This is a genomic window from Cupriavidus sp. SK-3 (genome assembly GCF_000611145.1).
Lineage (GTDB): Bacteria > Pseudomonadota > Gammaproteobacteria > Burkholderiales > Burkholderiaceae > Cupriavidus.
The window spans coordinates 71,002-86,282 of record NZ_JFJV02000051.1; the positions used below are offsets into that span (position 1 = coordinate 71,002).

At 66.3% G+C, this 15,281-nt stretch carries 11 protein-coding genes and 2 pseudogenes; 4 read left to right on the forward strand and 9 right to left on the reverse strand.

The window, feature by feature from the left end:
• Positions 1 to 88: 88 nt before the first annotated feature.
• Both CF70_RS05865 and CF70_RS05870 read right to left on the reverse strand, forming a co-directional pair.
• Complete coding sequence (locus CF70_RS05865) at positions 89 to 1,333, reverse strand: thiolase family protein (RefSeq protein ID WP_035861685.1); 1,245 nt, start codon at positions 1,331 to 1,333, stop codon at positions 89 to 91.
• 27 nt (positions 1,334 to 1,360) lie between these two features.
• Positions 1,361 to 2,134, reverse strand: coding sequence for an enoyl-CoA hydratase/isomerase family protein (locus tag CF70_RS05870; protein WP_035861688.1), 774 nt, complete (start codon positions 2,132 to 2,134; stop codon positions 1,361 to 1,363).
• A 283-nt stretch (positions 2,135 to 2,417) separates the two neighbouring features.
• On the opposite strand from CF70_RS05870, the gene CF70_RS38670 reads away from it, so the two are divergent.
• The gene (locus CF70_RS38670; protein ID WP_035861691.1) at positions 2,418 to 5,138 is read left to right on the forward strand and encodes a LuxR C-terminal-related transcriptional regulator; all 2,721 of its coding nucleotides are present in this window, start codon (positions 2,418 to 2,420) and stop codon (positions 5,136 to 5,138) included.
• A 146-nt stretch (positions 5,139 to 5,284) separates the two neighbouring features.
• On the opposite strand, the gene CF70_RS05880 is transcribed toward CF70_RS38670, so the two are convergent.
• The 4 genes from CF70_RS05880 to CF70_RS05895 all read right to left on the reverse strand — a co-directional run bounded on the left by CF70_RS05880 (position 5,285) and on the right by CF70_RS05895 (position 9,661).
• Positions 5,285 to 6,421 carry an acyl-CoA dehydrogenase family protein gene (locus tag CF70_RS05880; RefSeq protein ID WP_200876701.1) on the reverse strand — a complete coding sequence of 379 codons (1,137 nt, stop codon included), beginning with the start codon at positions 6,419 to 6,421 and terminating at the stop codon, positions 5,285 to 5,287.
• A gap of 51 nt (positions 6,422 to 6,472) precedes the next feature.
• Entirely contained in the window at positions 6,473 to 6,928 is a 456-nt protein-coding gene (locus CF70_RS05885; protein WP_035861697.1) for a MaoC family dehydratase, read from the reverse strand.
• 57 nt (positions 6,929 to 6,985) lie between these two features.
• Entirely contained in the window at positions 6,986 to 8,134 is a 1,149-nt protein-coding gene (locus CF70_RS05890; RefSeq protein ID WP_035861700.1) for an acyl-CoA dehydrogenase family protein, read from the reverse strand.
• Between the two features lie 213 nt (positions 8,135 to 8,347).
• Positions 8,348 to 9,661 carry an AMP-binding protein gene (locus CF70_RS05895; RefSeq protein WP_160172232.1) on the reverse strand — a complete coding sequence of 438 codons (1,314 nt, stop codon included), beginning with the start codon at positions 9,659 to 9,661 and terminating at the stop codon, positions 8,348 to 8,350.
• Positions 9,662 to 9,974: 313 nt separating this feature from the next.
• Here CF70_RS05895 and CF70_RS05900 point away from each other — a divergent pair, with 313 nt between their 5' ends.
• The 3 genes from CF70_RS05900 to CF70_RS05910 are packed head-to-tail and all read left to right on the forward strand — an operon-like array spanning position 9,975 to position 12,445.
• Positions 9,975 to 11,552: an AMP-binding protein gene (locus CF70_RS05900; protein ID WP_035861704.1), complete on the forward strand. Its 1,578-nt coding sequence runs from the start codon at positions 9,975 to 9,977 to the stop codon at positions 11,550 to 11,552.
• 14 nt (positions 11,553 to 11,566) lie between these two features.
• Positions 11,567 to 11,788: a hypothetical protein gene (locus CF70_RS05905; RefSeq protein WP_035861706.1), complete on the forward strand. Its 222-nt coding sequence runs from the start codon at positions 11,567 to 11,569 to the stop codon at positions 11,786 to 11,788.
• Positions 11,789 to 11,812: 24 nt separating this feature from the next.
• Entirely contained in the window at positions 11,813 to 12,445 is a 633-nt protein-coding gene (locus CF70_RS05910) for a hypothetical protein (protein ID WP_035861711.1), read from the forward strand.
• A gap of 64 nt (positions 12,446 to 12,509) precedes the next feature.
• Here the strand turns inward: CF70_RS05910 and CF70_RS39160 are convergent.
• From CF70_RS39160 to CF70_RS05920, 3 genes and pseudogenes are all read right to left on the reverse strand, one after another.
• Positions 12,510 to 12,674 (reverse strand): annotated as a pseudogene (locus CF70_RS39160) (alcohol dehydrogenase); the annotation flags it as partial.
• 74 nt (positions 12,675 to 12,748) lie between these two features.
• A pseudogene (locus CF70_RS38870) lies at positions 12,749 to 13,587 on the reverse strand (iron-containing alcohol dehydrogenase); the annotation flags it as partial.
• A 23-nt stretch (positions 13,588 to 13,610) separates the two neighbouring features.
• The gene (locus CF70_RS05920) at positions 13,611 to 14,756 is read right to left on the reverse strand and encodes an acyl-CoA dehydrogenase family protein (RefSeq protein WP_035861779.1); all 1,146 of its coding nucleotides are present in this window, start codon (positions 14,754 to 14,756) and stop codon (positions 13,611 to 13,613) included.
• Positions 14,757 to 15,281: the final 525 nt, after the last annotated feature.

The following is a 15,281-nucleotide window of genomic DNA, read 5'->3' on the forward strand; positions in this document are numbered from 1 at the left end:
GCGCCCACACACCAGGGCACTACCCGGGAGTTGCCCGGTTTCGTAGCGCCTCGTGCCTCACTTTTGGTGGTGAACTTGCGCCGTCCGCTCAGGCGATCCCGAAGATGCCAACGTGTTCGGTCGACTCCTCGACGCGCCACAGGCCGCCGCCATTGCCCTGCAGGGCAATGCGCGCGCCTTCCACCTGGCGCTTGCCGCACTCGCCGCGTAGCTGCTCCACCAGTTCGAAGATCTGGCCGATGCCGGTGGCGCCGATCGGGTGGCCCTTCGATTCCAGGCCGCCAGACGGATTGATCGGCAGCTTGCCGCCCAGCGTGGTCTCGCCACGCTCGGCCATCTCGCCGCTCGCGCCCGGTTCGCACAGGCCCAGCGACTCCATCGACAGCAGCTCGCCAATGGCGGTTGCGTCATGGATTTCGGCCACGTCGACGTCCTTCGGCGAGATGCCGGCCTGCTCGAACGCCGCCTTGCCGGCCAGATGCGTGCAGCCCTTGTCGAAATCGTTGGCCGCGCGCGCCGAGGCCGAACGCACCACGCTCGCCAGCACCTTGACGGCGCGCTTGCGGTCGAAGCCGTACTTCTTCAGCGCCGACTCCGTGCAGATGATGGTGGCAGCAGCGCCGTCGGAGATCGGCGAGCACATCGGCAGCGTGATCGGATACGTGATGGGTGGTGCGGCCAGCACTTCCTCGATGCTGATCGGGTTGCGGTACTGCGAGCGCTCGTTGTGCACCGAGTGCCCGTGGTTCTTCGACGACACGGCGGCCAGCTGGCGCTGCGTAATGCCGAAGCGCTCCATCAGGCCGCCACGGCCCAGCGCCGCGTACACGTCCATGAACGGGCTGTAGGGTTTTGGCGACTGCGAACCCGGCGGCGGCACGATGCTCTTGCCCATCTCCGCCAGGTAGTCCTTGTTGTCCTCGAAGGTCTCGATATCCCAGGCCGACTCGAAGGCCGAGAACATCTTGGCCTTGTCGCTGTAGAACATCTTCTCGGCCCCGACGGCAATGGCCACATCAGCCGCGCCGGCGCGCAACTGCGTCACGGCCAGGTTGAAGGCGTGGCTCGACGAGGCACAGGCGCCTTCCAGGTTGAAGATGGGGATGCTGTCGAAACCCAGCGGCAGCAGCGCCACCTGGCCACGGATCATGTGCTGGCCGTCGAAATGGCCTTGCGTACAGTTGCCGTAGAACGCAGCCTGCACCCACTTGCGGTCGCAGCCGGCGTCCTTAAGCGCGTCTTCCACGGCCCAGGCGGTGAGCTGCTTGACGGTCTTTTCCGCGTGGCGGCCGAACGGCGTCATGCCGACGCCAACGATGTAGATGTTTTCCATATGTCTTTGCTCCTGTGCAGTCGTCGATCAATAGCCCTTGAACTCAGGCGTGCGCTTCTCGGCAAAGGCGCGCAGGCCCTCGGCAATGTCGTATGAACGCTGGTGGTTGCGCAGCTCCAGCAGTTCGTGGCGCAGCGCGTCGGCCAGGGGCTTGTCCGCGGCTTCGTCGGCCACTTTCTTCATCTTGCGCAGCACCAGCGGGCTCTTCTTCGCCAGCTTGTCGCCGATGGCCTGCACGCGGGCTAACAGTTCCTCGTCGGCCACCACTTCGGCGACAAGGCCGTATTGCTTCATGTCGGCGGCCGGCAGTGACTCACCGGTATACAGCAGGTACTTGGCAATGTTCTGCGGAATCTTGCGCGACAGGACGGCTGCGCCGCCGCCGCCAGGGAACACGCCGAAGTTGGAGTGAGCATCGCCAAAGCGCGCGCTCTGCGCGGCGATCACGAAGTCGCAGGCCAGCACTGTCTCCAGGCCGCCGGCCACTGCCAGGCCGTTCACGGCGGCGATCGTGGGCTTCGGGAAGGCGCGCAGCGTGTCGAAGAATGCAACGAGCGTGTCGAGCAGATCCGGCTCACCGGGCCCCGGGGTGCCGGATGCCTTCAGGTCGGCACCGGCGCAGAAAGCGGAGCCCGTAGCGGTCACCGCCACCACGCGCACCTGGTCGTCCTGCTGCCAGGCACGCAGCTGCACGGTCATGGCCAGCGCCATGTCTTTGCTGATTGCGTTGCGCGCTTCCGGGCGCGTCAGAGTTATCCAGCCAACCTGGCCCTTCACCGAAAATGAAACGGATTCGCTCATGTCTTCTCCTTGATCCAATATCTGAACGCAGACAGCGTTTCTTGCTGGATGCCAAGGTACGTCAGGGGGACGCCTGCCCGCCCCTCCCCTTGCGGACGTGGACGGACTGCGCGGCCCGGACGCGCGCCTTGTGCCGGATATCGCACGTTGCCGGGACGCGTTTCCAGTAACACCACTACTATCCAAATCGAGACGTGAAGCGCCATAATGTGCCGGCACGCTGCCCCGGGCCGGTACATCGACGCCCGCGTCAATGGCGAATCCATCCAAACAAGCATCCGCGATGAATCCCGACAACCTCCTGGTGGCGACGAAGTTCTCCCCGCCCCGCATCAGCCCCCGCCACATTCCGCGTGAACATCTGCTGACCCGTCTGCGCGACACGAAGTACTGCGCGGCCACGCTCATCACCGGTGGCGCCGGCTTCGGCAAGACCATCCTGCTGGCGCAATGGCGGCAGGAGTTGATGAAGACGGGCATCGACGTCACATGGCTGTCGCTCAGCCATGACGACAGGCAGTTCTCCAGTTTCTGTACCTACCTGCTGGCGGCCTTCCAGCGTCTGGGCATGCGCGCGGACGACGTCGTGCCGGATGCCGCCGGCAGCGATCAGTCCATGGAAGCCCTGGTGGCGGTGGCGACCAGCGCCGTGGAGGAGATTGACCGCGAACTCTACCTGCTCATCGACGACTACCAGCACGTGGAGGCCCCCGCCGCGCACCGGCTGATGCAGAGGCTGCTCGACCATTGCCCGGCCAACCTGCATATCGTGATCGCCTCGCGCACCGTGCCGCCGCTTAGCCTCGGTCGCCTGCGCATGCAGGGCCAGGTATCGGAAATCGACTTCGCGGAACTGCCGTTCGATCTGGAAGAGACGCGTGGCTTCTTCGACCAGAACCTCAGCACGCTGAAGCTGACCGCCGACGAAGTGCGCCTGATCCATGACCTCACCAACGGCTGGCCGGCGAGCCTGCAGCCGGTCGCCACGATGCTGCGCATCCGGCCCGCCAAACGCGCCAACCTGCGCTCGCTGCTGTGGAAGTCGGCCGACCTGCAGTCCTACCTGGCCGAAGATGTGGTGGCCTACCTGCCGCCGGCGCTGACGTCGTTCATGGAGAAGCTGTCGGTGTTCCGGCGTTTCAATGCCGGCCTGGCCGAAGCCGTCACGGAGAATGCCGAAGCCGCCGACCTCATCAAGCGCGCCGGGGACGAGAACCTGCTGATCTATCGCGTCGAGACCGATGACCCCTCGCCGTGGTACCGCTTCCACCCGCTGTTCGGCGAGTTCCTCGCCCAGCGCCTTGCGGAGCAAGGCAACGACGCCGTGCAGACCGTCCATCGCCGCGCCAGCCGCTGGTTTGCTGCGCACGACCTGCTGGTGGAGGCAGTGCGCCACGCCAGCCTCGGCGGGGATCTCGACTTCGCTGCCGACGCCATGGAGCAGGCCGCCACCCGGTCGACCTGGAGCATGTCCTATATCGGCCCTCTGCTGCACATGCTCGACCGCCTGCCGCAGGAAACGCTGTTCTCGCATCCGCGCCTTTTTTTCCTGGGCTGTCTGACCCATGCCTTCACCGGCCGGGCCGACAAGGCCGAACGCTGGCTTGAACAGATTCGCCGCACGGACGCCGCGAGGATCCCGGCCCTGTCGTCCAAGTTCGCCATCATCGATTCTTCCGTCGCCGTGCAGCGCGACGACATGCGGCGTGTCATCGAGGTGCTGGAACCGCTCTGCAGCGCGCCCATGGAGAACGCATCGCTGCGCTACGTATGCCTGGCGGGGCTGGTGGTCGCCTATCTCGCGGTCGGACGGCACGACGACGCGCGCCGGCTATTCGACGCGAACCCGATCCCCCCTGAAGACCGCGACAACGACATGGCGATGGTCTTCGAGAGCCTTCGCGCGCAGACCTGTCTCGTCGAAGGCGACGTCAGGGAAGCCGAGCGTCTCGGCGCGAGCATCCTAGCCCGGGCCGAAGCGGTCTATGGCCGTGCCTCGTTGCCAGCAAATCTGTGCGCCGCAACACTGGCCTCTGCCTGCTACGAACTGGACCGCATCGACGACGCCCGCGAGGCGCTGGCCAACCGGGCCGGCATGATGCAGTCGTCGTGGCCGGACGTCATGATGCAATCATCCCTCTGCCGCGCACGTCTCGACTTCTTGCAAGACGTTCCAGAAACTGCCCTGTCCTTCCTCGAAGCGCAGGCGTCGCATTTTCACATCCTCGGGCTGGACCGGGCCGTCGCCCACATGCTCGCCGAACAGGTCGATATCCTGCTGACCATTGGCGAACAGCGCCGCGCGGCCGAACTGGCGGCACGGCTGGAAGGGCTGCGCAAGGTCCACGAGCACGCCACCGGCGCCTTTGCCCATATACGCGCCATCGCGGCGCTGGTGCGCGCGCAGCTGGCGCAGGCCGACTCCAACCACCGCGTGGCGCTGGAGGCGCTGGCCGAGGTGCGGGCCTTTGGCGAACAGTACGGGCGCGCCCCGACGGTGGTCCGGGCCAACCTGCTGGCCGCCGTGGCGCATGACGGTTTGCAGCAGGACGCCGAGGCGACGCGCTGCCTGACGGAGGCGGTGACGCTCGCCGCGAAGCTCGGGCTCGTGCGCACGCTGCTCGACACGAAGGCGCAGACGGCCAGATTGCTGGCCCGCCTGCAGAAAGACGACAGCCTGCCAGCGCCAGTGGCTCGTTACCTCGCGGACTCGCTGGCGAGGATGACGCCGGGCACCGCACGGCCGGACGTGGCGCCCGTGGGCGCGGCAGCGAGTGCCGGCGCCCGCATGGCCCCGGATGCCGAGCGCGGTCCCCTGACGCCGCGCGAACTGGAGATCCTCTCCCTGATCGCGGAGGCGATGTCGAACAAGCGGATCGCGCTGACGCTCAACATCACCTTCGGCACGGTGAAGTGGAACGTCAAGAACATCCTGGCCAAGCTCGGTGTGTCGAGCCGCTACGACGCGATCGCGTTGGCACGCCAGCGCGGGCTGCTGAAGTAGGTCGGTAGAAAAAGGAAGGGCCAGCCGGTGGCTGGCCCCTTGGTTGCTGACAAAGCTGGAATGCCAGATTGTTGTCTCCCCTTCCCCGCGTGCGGGACAGGGGAGACAATATTCACAGTGTTGACTTTGTCAGCAGTTTCAGCCGTTCAGCGCCCCGCAAGGCTGCGCGAGATGATGACCTTCTGGATGTGGCTGGTGCCCTCGTAGATCTTGGTCACGCGGGCATCGCGGTAATAGCGCTCGACCGGGAAGTCGGTCAGGTAGCCATAGCCGCCATGGATCTGAATGGCGCCCGAGCACACCTTCTCCGCGATCTCGCTGGCGAACAGCTTGGCGATCGAAGCCTCCTTCCCGCAAGGAATGCCAGCGGCCTGCAGGCGGGCAGCATGCAGCATGTACTGGTGCGCCACATCGACCTGCGTGGCCATGTCGGCCAGGTCGAAGGCGACGCCCTGCAGGTTGATGATCGGCCCGCCATACGCTTCACGTTCCTTCGCGTACTTCACGGCCGCCTCCAGCGCGGCGCGGGCCACGCCGCAGGCCACGGCGGCAATGCCGATACGGCCTTCGGACAGCATGCCCATCACGCGCTTGTAGCCGGCACCTTCCTCGCCGATCAGGTTCTCTGCCGGTACGCGGTGGTCATCGAGCTGGATGGCGGCGACGTGGGCTGAACGCTGGCCGAGCTTTTCCTCGATGCGGGTGACGTTGTAGCCTGGCGCGCGCGGATCGACGATGAAAAGGCTTGGGCCCTTTTTTCCTTCCGGGGTTTCGGTGATGGCAGCAATGGCGATGCCGACGCCCGCTTCATTGCCGTTGGAGATGAACTGCTTGCTGCCGTTCAGCACGTAGTGGTCGCCGTCGCGCCGCGCGGTGGTGCGGAAGGCACCGGTATCGGATCCTGCCTGCGGCTCCGTCAGCAAGCCGGCGACGATGGTCTCGCCAGACGCCATGCCCGGCAGATACTTGCGCTTCTGCGCTTGCGTGCCGGCGTGGGCGACCGCACCCGCCAGGCCGTTGTGGACGTGCAGGATGGTGGCAAAGCCGGCATCGGCGGCAGCGAATTCCTCGATGGCGAGGCAGTACTCCGGGAATGTTGCGGCCGAGCCGCCGTATTCCTCCGGCACGTGCATGCCGAGGAAGCCCAGTTCGGCTACTGCCTTCAGTTCGCTGCGCGGCCAGGCAGCGCTGCGATCGCGTTCGGCGGCCGTCACGGCAACGACTTCCTGCGCCACCTTGCGGGCGGCATCGCGGATCATGGCTTCCTGCTCGCTCAGGAGCACGGTGGTGGTATCGCTCATTGTCTGACTCTCCTTTGCTGTCTCTTTGCCAAATCAGGCGAATATGCGCATGATCGAATCGGCCACGCACACCGGCTTGTCGGAGCCTTCGATTTCGACTGCCATCTCAAAGGTGAGCTGCGTACCGTTGTTGTCTAGCGGTTCGAAAGCTGCCAGCTTGAACCGGGCACGCAGGCGGCTGTTGACCGGCACCGGCTTCAGGAACCGCACCTTGTTCATCCCATAGTTCACGCCCATCTTGACGTTCTGGATTTCAAGCGCCTGCTGGAAGAAGGTCGGCAGCAGGCTCAGGGTCAGGAAGCCATGCGCGATCGGCGCGCCGAACGGGCCGCTGGCCGCGCGCTCCGGGTCGACATGAATCCACTGATGGTCACCTGTCGCATCAGCGAAGGTGTTGATGCGCTGCTGGTCGATGAGGGTCCAGTCGCTGGTACCGACAACCTCTCCCACCAGGGATTGGAGTTGGGCCACGGTTTCGTAGGTCTTCATGTTGTCTCGCTCGTAGTGAATGTATGAATGGGCGGGTGCCGACTATTTGGGCTCGCCTCAGCCCGCTGGGGCACGCAGCCCCGCTTGCAGCGCCGCCGCGCAGGCGGCTTCATGGCTGTCGCTGCTGCCCAGCAGCAGGTCCGCCACCACGGCGCGCTTGTAGTAGTGGCCGACCGTGTATTCCTCGGTCATGCCGATGCCGCCATGCAACTGGATGCCCTGGCCGCAGACAAACTTCGCCGCGCGGCCGATCAGCATCTTGGCGGCCGACAGCACCTGCTGCTGCGTCGCGGCATCGTCATTGGTCAGCGATGCCAGGGCCGCGTGCAGCATCGAGCGGGCCACTTCCATCTCGGCGGCCATGTCAGCGATGCGGTGCTGCAACGCCTGGAAGGACCCGATCGGCACGCCGAACTGCTGACGGGTCTTCAGGTATTCGGCGGTGAGCTCGATGGTCTTCTCCATGACGCCGATGAGCTCTGCGCAAAGGGCGACGGTGCCGCTCGCCAGTCCGGCGCGCAGGGCGGCAAGCCCCCGGCCCGGCTCGCCCAGCACGGCTTGCGCCGCCACCCGCACGCCGTCGAGTGTCAATTCCTCGACCCAGCTGCCGTCGTGCAGCGGCAAGGCCCGGCGGTGCAGGCCCGGGGTGCCGGCCTCGACCAGCAGCAGCGTGATTCCCTGCGTGCCTGGCACCAGCGCGGAAACGATGAACGCGTGGGCGCCGACCGCGCCCAGCACCAACGACTTGGTGCCGTGCAGCACATAATGGTCGCCATCGCGCTCTGCGCGCAGGGACGCCGGCTCCGGCAAACCGCGCGACGCGGGTTCGCTGTAGGCCAGCGCGATGCGCAGCGAGCCGGCGGCGAGCATTGGCAGCAGGGCTTCCTTTTGCGCCGCGGTGCCGCCGGCCACCACGGTCTGGGCCGCCAGGACGGCGCAGCCGAGGTAAGGCTCGATGACCAGTCCACGCCCCATCTGCTGGGCGATGATCGCAGTCTCCATCAGCGTGCCGCCCAAGCCGTCATAAGCCTCCGGCAGCGCGGCCATCAGCCAGCCGTTCTCGGCGAACAGGCTCCAGTTGCCGGCGCTGCCGTTCCGGCCACCCTTCAGCAAGGCGGCGCGCGCTTCGAACGTGTACGCCCTGTCGATGAAGCGGCGCACGCTGTCCTGCAGCAGTTGTTGTTCCGAAGTCAGATCGAAGTCCATCCTATGTCCTTTGCGGCGGACGCAGCGCCATCATCGCTGTCCTGCCGATCTCAAATTTCGCTGCGCCGTCGCCAGCGCCGGGTTCTTCCGGTCGCCTCGGCGCTTTGTGCCTTGCGGAGCCATCTTAGGGACACAGGCCCACTTTCATCCCCTCCCCTTTTTGCAGGGGCGGTGCATCCGTGTGCGTCCGCGGTGCCTCGGGGCGCGTGGCAACTACCCGGCCAGGACATGGCGGCGACGGCGCAGCCGCAAGCGGCCCAGCGCGTCCATCTCGCCTTGGTCCCTGGTCTTGAAGAAGCCGTCCGGCGTCAGGCTGTCTGCGGTCTTCTCGCGGGCCTTGTAGTAGCCCATCATCTGGCCGGGGCTCTTGACCAGGACCTCTCCGTTGCCGGCAATGCGGCATTCCACCCCCGGATTGCAACGGCCGACATAGCCTTCGCGCCCCTGCCCGGGGAGGCTGAGGTGCGAATAGCCGAAGTTCTCCGGCAGGCCATAGCCAAGGATCAGCTCCAGTCCGGCGACGCGGTACCAGGTCCGTACCTCGTGTGGCACCGGCCCGCCGGCCGCAAAGGCGACCCGCGCCTGGTCCAGCCCGATGCGGCGGCGTTGCAGCCACCTCACGCCGCGCGACACGCCGGGCACGGCGAGCAGCCAGCGATGCAGGCGCAGTGACACATACGGGCTGAAGGGCAAGTCGCACAGCGCCCAGGCGCGGGGTATGGCGTGGAAGAGGGTTGGTCTTGCCCGGCGCAGGTCCGGCAGGATGGTGTCGGACCGCTCGTAGAAGAACACACGGTAGCCAAAATACAGCGACGCACATTCCACGACCAGCCTGCCGGCACACTGCGCGAGCGGCAGATAGGCCAGCAGGCGGTCGGCCGACGTACGCCGATGCTGCGGCGGCAGCAGGTCATTGAGCGCGCGCGGCGCCTCGCACAGGGTGCGAAAGCGGTGCATCACCCCTTTGAGTCGGCCGGTGCTGCCCGGCACGTAGAGAATCGTGGCCAGTGCGCCTGGGTCCGGCAGCGCGACGGTCCGCAGCCGCGGCGTGGCTGCGACGATTGCATACCACGCCTCACCCCGCCCCGGTTCGGCCTGAGGCAGGCGGATGACCGGGATGTCCTGCGGCACCGCCGCTTCGGTGTCGCGCCAGTGCGCGGCGTTTTCAAACGGGCGGCCGACGAACACCAGCCGTGCCTCGCTATGGCCCAGCGCGTAGGCCACGCCGCGCCTGTCCGCGTCCGGGCACACGGTCACGCTGACATGGCCAGCCATCCAGATCGCCAGGTCGGCGATGATCCAGTGCGCACTGTTCTGCCCGAGGATGGCAATCGTCGATTTGGCCGGCAGGCCCAGCGCCAGCAGATGCGAGGCCATGCGCCTGGCTTCGTCCGCCACCTCGCACCAGCGGTAGTCCACCACCGTGCCATCCGGCTGGGGCTGGGTGAGGTACACCGCGAACGGCGACTGCCGCTCCCAGTACAGCAGGCAATCCATGGGGGTTGGCAGGGACTTCGGATCTGGCATGACAGTGCCCGGCTCAACGGAACACGCCGGCACTGGTCCGGGAAGGCCGTCCTTGATGCGCGTATGAAGAGAAGACATGATTTCCGGAAAGGCGGCGACGGACCGCCTGTGGTTCGCTGATGATTCACTGATCAGAGACTAGCTGTGGCGAGCGGGGCGGCGCCCCTCTCACATGGGGAGGGATCGCACCGCCGGCGCTTCAACCGCTGTTGCGGCCGGCCGCCCCCCTCTCCTCAAGGGAGGGGAACGACGAAAACCTCCACTCCTACACTTCTCCGGCATGACACCCATAAAGAATGTCACGGAGACAGCAATGAAAATGGACTTCGCTCGCGTCATGGGGCAGGTTGCCGTGCAGTACGCGGATCAGGAAGCGCTTGTCAACATCGAGCGCGGCCGGCGCCATACGTTCGGCGAGCTGCACCGGCTGACCAACCGCATCGTCAACATGATGCGCACCCGTCTTGGCCTGCGCCGCGGTGATGTTGCCCTCTGCATCCTGGAAAACGACAACCTCTCGCTCCTGCATGCCTGGACGGCCTTCAAGGGCGAGGCCGCCGTCGCACATACCAACATCCGTGACGCCTTTGACGAACACCGCTCGCAGGTCGAGTTCATCCGCCCCAAAGTCGTCTTTCTCGAGACCTACCTGCTGGACCGCTACGCCGACATGTTGCGCGAGCGCGGCGTGAGCGTGGTGTGCATGGACCCTCCGCCGTCGCCGCGCGAAGGCGTGCATGACTTCTGGGAACTGCTCGAAGGCGTTTCGGACGCCGATCCGGGCGTACAGTCCGACACGCGCGCCGACATCCTGATCTACCGCTTCACCGGCGGTACGACGGGCCGCAGCAAATGCGCGCAGTACACCATTGATAACTGGCTCGCGGCGCGCGACACCATGTATGCCGACCCCGAGCAAAGTGTGGCGCTAAACAACCGCACGCGATACCTGCACATTGCGCCGGTCAGCCACGGCTCCGGCCTGTCGTTCCTGCCGACCCTGTTTCGCGGCGGCTGTACGCTGACGCAGAACGCGGCCGACCTTAAGGCCTGGTGCCGCAATGTCGAAGCGGAAAAGGTGACCACCACGCTGATGGTGCCAACCCTGGTGAATCTGCTGCTGGATCTGCCCGAAGCGTCGGACTACGATCTTTCCAGCCTGCGCACCCTCTACTACGGGGCCGCGCCGATGAGCCCCGCCAAGCTGGGGCAGGCGCAGCAGCGCTTCGGCAACATCTTCTTCCAGCTCTACGGCGCGACCGAATGCGCACAGGCGGTTTGCACACTGACGCAGTCCGATCACCTGACGGCCATCGAGACCGGACGGCTTGCATCCGCCGGCCGCCCGACCATCGGCATCGAGATGCGCATCGTCGACGAAGCGGGCAATGACGTCCCGCCCGGCACCGCGGGCGAGATCTGGTTGCGCGGCCGCGGCACCATCAGCGGCTACTACGGCAACCTGGAAGGTACGGCGTCGGAGTTCGCAGACGGCTTCTGGAAGTCGGGCGACCTCGGCTATGTCGATCAGGCCGGCTATGTGTTCATTGTCGACCGCAAGAAGGACATGATCATCAGCGGCGGATTCAACGTGTATGCCGTCGAGGTAGAAGCATCGCTCAATGCCCACCCTGACGTCTTCATGTCGGCAGTGGTCGGTGTTCCGCATGACAAGTGGGGCGAGGCGGTGCACGCGGAAGTCGTGCTGAGACCCGGCGCAGTGGTCGAGGCCGAGGCCCTGATCGAGCACGTCAGGGGTCGGCTCGGCCGCTTCAAGGCGCCCAAGACGGTCGCCATGGTAGAGGCGCTGCCGGTCAGCGCGGTCGGCAAAGTCCTGCGCCGCAGTGTGCGCGAGAAATACTGGACAGACCAGCCCAGGCGGGTGTCCTGACAACAGCTGACGTCTTGCGGCACGCGCTTCGGAAGAGGCCGGGTGCCGGCGAAGCGGCCAGTACAGAATTCGCGCTGATCTCCGCGATTTTTTTGCGCTCCGGCCTCGTGCCGGAGCTTTTTTCGGCTGGCGCCCTGCCCGGCGACGCACGTGAATTCCTCCAGCTGTTCCATACGCTGCGCGCGGCGCTGTTGCCGCTACTGGTGCCGCAGGCCCGCACGGGCACCGCGGGCTGACGCGCCTTTACACCGGAATTCCCCATGGCTGCCCTATCGCGCTCCGGATCCTCCTCGTCCAGCCGGCTCCAGCCGCGGCTGCGCGCGCTGATCGTCCAGGTGCGGGAAACGAGCCGTCATGCCATCCGGCTCGCCCAAGCCAGTTCCCGACGTGGCGAGGGCGACTTCGCCGCTTGCCTCGCGCAGCTGTATGACCATTGGATAAGCTTCAGCCACGGACAGAAGCGCCTCATCTGGATTGCCAGTGCGGCGGAAGTCGGCGCACTGAGCCTGCGGCATCTCCAGCACGGCGAACAGGACATCTGCACCACTAACGACCGCGCGCTGCGCGCGCTCTACTGGACCACGGCGCGCCGCTGGCAAAGCGCCAGGCAGGACGTCATGGACGCTGGCTCGATCGGCCGGCAGCCAGCGGCAGGCTGCCAGCCGGACCCGGATTCGATGTGCGGCGCTTGCCGGGACCTGCATCGCGATGCCCGGCGCCTTCAGCCGCATGCAGCGCTGCAAGCGCGTGCCCCCAGTTCCACACCGGATCGGCGGTCCGGCGGACGCTGGTTCGGATGCACGCAGTGCGCCACGCAATGGGTGCGCCGCCATCCCGCCCATGAACCGTTTGCCGTATGGACGGCGGCGTCCGCCCTCGCCGGGCCAGACTGAGAAAGCCCGGCCGACGCGTAGCCGCACCCGCCGGGACCGGGATGCAGCCGATACGCTTCCGCGCTCAGTATGCGGCCTGGTAGATTGCCAGCGCGTCGGCTTTGGTGACAGGACTCGGGTTGTTGACCAGCAGCCGCGTCTGCAGCATCGCATCCTGCGCCAGCCGGGGCAGGTCGGCCGCGCTGATGCCCACATCCCGCAATCGACGCGGAACTCCGGTCGCCTTGATCATGTGTTCGAGATGGTGGATCAGCCTGTCGGCCAGTTCCCGCGAATTGCCGTTCGCTCCAGGCAGAATGACGCGCGCCAGGTCCGCATACAGGTCTGCGGCTTCGGCCACATTGAACCGAAGCACATGCGGCAGCACCAGCGCGTTGGAGAGGCCATGCGGCACATGGAAGATGCCGCCGACGGGATAGGCCAGCGCGTGCACCGCGGCGACCGGCGCGTTGGCGAACGCCTGGCCGGCGAACATGGCGCCCAGCAGCATGGCTTCGCGGTCCGCCCTGTTGTCGCAGGCACGCAGCAGGTTGCGCGACAGCAGGCGCAGCGCCCGCTGCGCCTGCATGTCCGACACCGGATTCTTCAGGTGCGCTGGTGTAGGCCTCGATCGCATGGACCATGGCGTCGATGCCGGTCGCCGCGGTGGCTGCGCGCGGCAGGCCGGTGGTCAGCCGTGGTGACGATGGAGACAGCCGTCACTTCAGAGCCGGTTCCGGCCGTTGTCGGCATCTGCACCAGCGGCAGGCGCCCGCCCCTGACCTGCTTCACGCCGTAGATGTCTTGCAGCGCCTGCGTGCCAGGCACCAGCACCGCGAGCAGCTTGGCGACGTCCATCGAGAGCCGCCGCCCAGCCCGAGCACGACCTCCACGCCCGCGGACCTTGCACGGTTCGCCGCGTCAACCACGATCTGTTCAGGCGGATCGGCGATCACATCATCGATCAGCGTGACCTGCCAGCCTTTTGCTTTCAGGTCGGCCAGCGCAGGATCGATCAGCCCGCCGCGGCGCAGGAAGCCATCGGTGACCACGCACAGACGCGACAGGTCGGGATATGGCTCGCGCAGCAGCGCGCCCAGGCGGCGCGCCACACCATACTCCACGACCAGGGTGGGAACGGTCTGAAAGCGAAACGCGTTCAAAACGCCTGCCTCCGGCAGGTCGCTCAGCCCAGGTTGCGCGAGATGATCAGCTTCTGGATATGGCTGGTGCCCTCGTAGATCCGGGTCACCCGCACATCGCGCAGGTAGCGCTCCACCGGGAAGTCTGTCAGGTAGCCATAGCCGCCGTGGATCTGTAATGCATCCGAACAAACCTCTTCGGCGATGTCGCTCGCGTACATCTTGGCCATGGCCGCTTCGCGCATGCAGTCGACCCCCGCATCGGCCAGGCGCGCTGCATGCAGGCAGTACTGGAACGCGGTCTCGACGCGGGTCGCCATGTCAGCCAGGTCGAATGCCACCCCCTGCAGCTGGTTGATCGGCGCGCCGTAGGCCTCGCGCTCGCTGGCGTACGCGGTCGCAGCTTCCAGCGCACCGCGCGCCGCGCCGGCCGCGATGAACGCGATGCCGATGCGGCCGTCCGACAGCGAGCTCATTACGGTGCGATAGCCCTGCCCCTCCGCGCCCAGCAGGTCGCCCACCGGCGCGCGGTAGTTTTCCAGCGCGATCTGTGCGGTATGCGCCGTGTGTTGCCCAAGCTTCTCCTCGATGCGGGTCACCACATAGCCGGACTGCTTCGGGTCGACGAGGATAGTGCTGGCGCCCTTCTTGCCCGCAGCCTTGTCCGTCAACACGAAGGCAATGCCGACGCCGGCTTCGCTGCCGTTCGAGATGAACTGCTTGGCGCCATTCAGCACGTAGTGGTCGCCGTCACGCACGGCGGTGGCACGCAGCGCGGCGGTATCAGACCCGGCGTGCGGCTCGCTCAGCAGGAAGGCGCCGATCGACTCACCGCTCGCCATGGCTGGCAGGTACTGCTGCTTCTGTTCCTCGGTGCCATGCGCGGCAATGGTCGCGGCGACGAAGTTGTGAACATGCATGATCGTGGCCAGGCCGGCATCGACCGAGGCGAACTGATGCTGCGCCAGGCAGAACTCCAGCAACCCGGCACCGGTCCCGCCGTAAGCCTCGGGGATCAGCATTCCCATGAAGCCAAGCTCCCCGAGCACCTTCAGCTCGTCGCGCGGCCAGGCGGAGGCGCGGTCGCGTGCGGCAGCAGTGGGGGCAATCACCTCGGCCGCCAGGCGGCGGGCCGAATCGTTGATCAGGATCTGTTGCTCGGTAAAAAGTGCGGTATTGATGTCTGCCATGGCGGTGGTCGCTTGATGTCTTGTCGTATGGATGTGGCGTGCGGGGATGCCTTCGCGCATTCCGCGGGAAGTGCCGGCTTGTGCCGGCTCGGCTTCGGCCGATTGCCGGGTCCAGCTTAGAGCGAGGGAGACGGACATTCCCCTCCCGCGAATGGAGGGGAGCGGACGGCATCCGTCGGCGCATCGCGCTGCGCTTCGCGAAGATCCAGGTGCTACCAAAGACCTTGGTTTCGTGGTGGGCACCATGGGTCCGCGAAGGTCACGCGTGCACATCACGGCGCGCGCCTCCGAGACAAAACCACGAAACCAGCCACAGCCGAAACGGCGCAGCCCCTCGCGCCGCGAACGGCAGATGTGGGAAGGGGCACCGCAAACGAGGTCAGGGGCCGCACCACGAAACCCATGGGTGACGCCATTGCGATGTCCTGCAAGCCGGTAACGGCAGAATCCAGCAGAACCGCCGGCCGTACGACGAAACCAGCACCCTGCGCACTCGCGATTGCTCTGCCCCCGGCAGGGTCGGCT

Coding starts and splice junctions, on each gene's coding strand:
- CF70_RS05865 (WP_035861685.1), bottom strand. CDS start 1,333: ATGGAAAACATCTACATCGTTGGCGTCGGCATGACGCCGTTCGGCCGC.
- CF70_RS05870 (WP_035861688.1), bottom strand. CDS start 2,134: ATGAGCGAATCCGTTTCATTTTCGGTGAAGGGCCAGGTTGGCTGGATA.
- CF70_RS38670 (WP_035861691.1), top strand. CDS start 2,418: ATGAATCCCGACAACCTCCTGGTGGCGACGAAGTTCTCCCCGCCCCGC.
- CF70_RS05885 (WP_035861697.1), bottom strand. CDS start 6,928: ATGAAGACCTACGAAACCGTGGCCCAACTCCAATCCCTGGTGGGAGAG.
- CF70_RS05890 (WP_035861700.1), bottom strand. CDS start 8,134: ATGGACTTCGATCTGACTTCGGAACAACAACTGCTGCAGGACAGCGTG.
- CF70_RS05895 (WP_160172232.1), bottom strand. CDS start 9,661: ATGCCAGATCCGAAGTCCCTGCCAACCCCCATGGATTGCCTGCTGTAC.
- CF70_RS05900 (WP_035861704.1), top strand. CDS start 9,975: ATGAAAATGGACTTCGCTCGCGTCATGGGGCAGGTTGCCGTGCAGTAC.
- CF70_RS05910 (WP_035861711.1), top strand. CDS start 11,813: ATGGCTGCCCTATCGCGCTCCGGATCCTCCTCGTCCAGCCGGCTCCAG.
- CF70_RS05920 (WP_035861779.1), bottom strand. CDS start 14,756: ATGGCAGACATCAATACCGCACTTTTTACCGAGCAACAGATCCTGATC.